The 2,001-nt window shown below is 57.1% G+C and carries 3 protein-coding genes; all 3 read left to right on the forward strand.

Going from position 1 to position 2,001, the window contains the following annotated elements:
* The coding region (locus GXX82_12910; GenBank protein ID NLT23939.1) for a hypothetical protein at window positions 1-329 on the forward strand (329 nt) is incomplete at its 5' end.
* A gap of 136 nt (window positions 330-465) precedes the next feature.
* Window positions 466-1,368, forward strand: a complete 903-nt coding sequence (locus GXX82_12915) for a cation transporter (GenBank protein NLT23940.1) — start codon at window positions 466-468, stop codon at window positions 1,366-1,368.
* A gap of 7 nt (window positions 1,369-1,375) precedes the next feature.
* A partial coding sequence (locus GXX82_12920; protein NLT23941.1) for a M48 family metalloprotease occupies window positions 1,376-2,001 on the forward strand: 626 nt, incomplete at its 3' end.

A 2,001-nucleotide genomic window follows, 5' to 3' on the forward strand; every position in this document is an offset into this window, starting at 1 on the left:
TCTTCTCCGCGTGCCTCGCCTATCTTCGTCTTGCCAACATCGCCGAGATATTCATGATCGGCGCCGCCGCGAGCTGCGCGGCCTTCGTCCCCATCCTCGTCTGCGGGCTCTACTGGAAGAGAGGGACTGCCGCGGGGGCGATATGGTGCGCAGTCCTCGGGTTTCTCACCGTTCTTGTCTGGAGCATGCTCTTCGGCGCCGAAGGACAGAAGGCGGGTGGGCTTCACGCGATCATTCCCGGTCAGGTCGTGGGGTGGGGCACTTTCGTATTTGTCAGCCTCATGACGAAACCCATGAATAAGGAATTCATCCGGAAGGTAATGTCCTAGTCTCTGCATCGCGCGGACGGGGCCCCGTACCCCTTCTGGCTCCTTGAGGCCCCGTCCCGCTCCATTCCACGTTGCCAGTCCCTCCAAAAACAATGTACAATCCATGGATTTTTTCATATAGTATGAGACCATGCCCATGGACGTAAAGCAGAAGGTCGCCCTTCTTGCCGCGGCTTCGGCCCTTGTTCTCGCTGCGGGCAAGTTCACCATAGGGCTCTTCTCCGGTTCCATGACGGTGGTGTCCTCCGGACTCGACAGCCTTCTCGACGTCTTCATGTCAGCCATGAACTTCTATGCCATAAAAAAGGCGTCCGAGCCGGCGGACGACGAACACAGATACGGACACGGCAAGGCGGAGGACCTCGCGGGCGCCTTTCAGTCCGTGGTGATCGTCCTGTCCGGGGGGTTCATCATATTCAAGGCCTCGCAAACGTTCATCGAAAAGGGGACCATATCCTACTCTTTCCTCGACCTTCTCGCCATGTGCCTTTCCCTCGTCTTCAGCTTCGCCATATCCACAACCCTCCTCAGGGTCGGTAGCCGCACGGATTCACAGGCGCTCAAGGCCGACGCGCTCCATTACAGGAGCGACCTTTATTCTAACTCGGGGGCGATAATCGCCATCATACTCACCTATTACACCGGCATCATCCTCTTTGACCTTGCCTTTGCCGTCGTAGTCGGCCTCATAATCATCATCTCGGCGGTCAGGATCTTCCGGAGCAGCCTGTCGGGCATCATGGATTCACGCCTCGATGACGAGGTGGAACGCCAGATCAGGGACACGATCAGCGGGATGTCCTTCCCCATGGCCGGTTTCCACAAACTGCGGACCCGTCATTCCGGGAGTAATAAATACATAGACTTCCATCTTCTCGCGTGCAGAAAACTTCATATCGACGAAGCACACGATCTCGCCCACGGCATCGAGGACAGGATCAAGGCGAAGATACCCTCCTCCGATGTCATCGTGCACGTGGAGCCATGCAACGAAGAATGTGATCTTACGGAGATAACCTGTGTCTTTAAGAAGAAGTAGGGACCGCTTGAACCGTTTGAGCAGCTTGAACCGTTTTTCTGTCGCCATCTTTGTTTTCCTGGTTCTGCTGGCGGGATGCGCGGGGCAGAAGGTGAAGTATGTCAAGGCCCGGGAGAATCCCGGCATGTATCAGAGGGTGAACCGTGTCCTTACGGACTCGCGCGGGGTCATCGATCCCTATCCCATCTACCGCTTCCAGTTCGCCATCGTTGACGACGCAACTCCCAACGCCTGGGTGAACACAAAGAAGGGACTCTTCGTGGTAACCACAGGTCTTTTGCAGATGTGCGACGACAACGAGCTCGCCCTTATCTTCCTCCACGAGAATGCCCACGTCAAGTACGACCACGCGGCGAAGAACTCCCTTCTCTCCGATGCCACCTCGGCGGCGTTCACGATCGCCGGGCTCTTCCTTCCCGGTGTGGGCTACGGGAACCTCATCGTCAATCCTCTCGTCACGAGCGGGTACAGCAGGTCACAGGAACTGGAGGCCGACAAGGACGTCATCGACCAGTGCCACCTCCTCAGGCTCACACCGGACCATTACGTTTCAGCCCTCACAAAGCTCAAGCAATACGCCGCATCGAAGGGAGAAAGCTCCGACTCGACAGGCCTCTTCGACACCCACCCCAA

The sequence above is a fragment of the Syntrophorhabdus sp. genome (genome assembly GCA_012719415.1).
GTDB lineage: Bacteria > Desulfobacterota > Syntrophorhabdia > Syntrophorhabdales > Syntrophorhabdaceae > Delta-02.

Coding starts and splice junctions, on each gene's coding strand:
- GXX82_12915 (NLT23940.1), top strand. CDS start 466: ATGGACGTAAAGCAGAAGGTCGCCCTTCTTGCCGCGGCTTCGGCCCTT.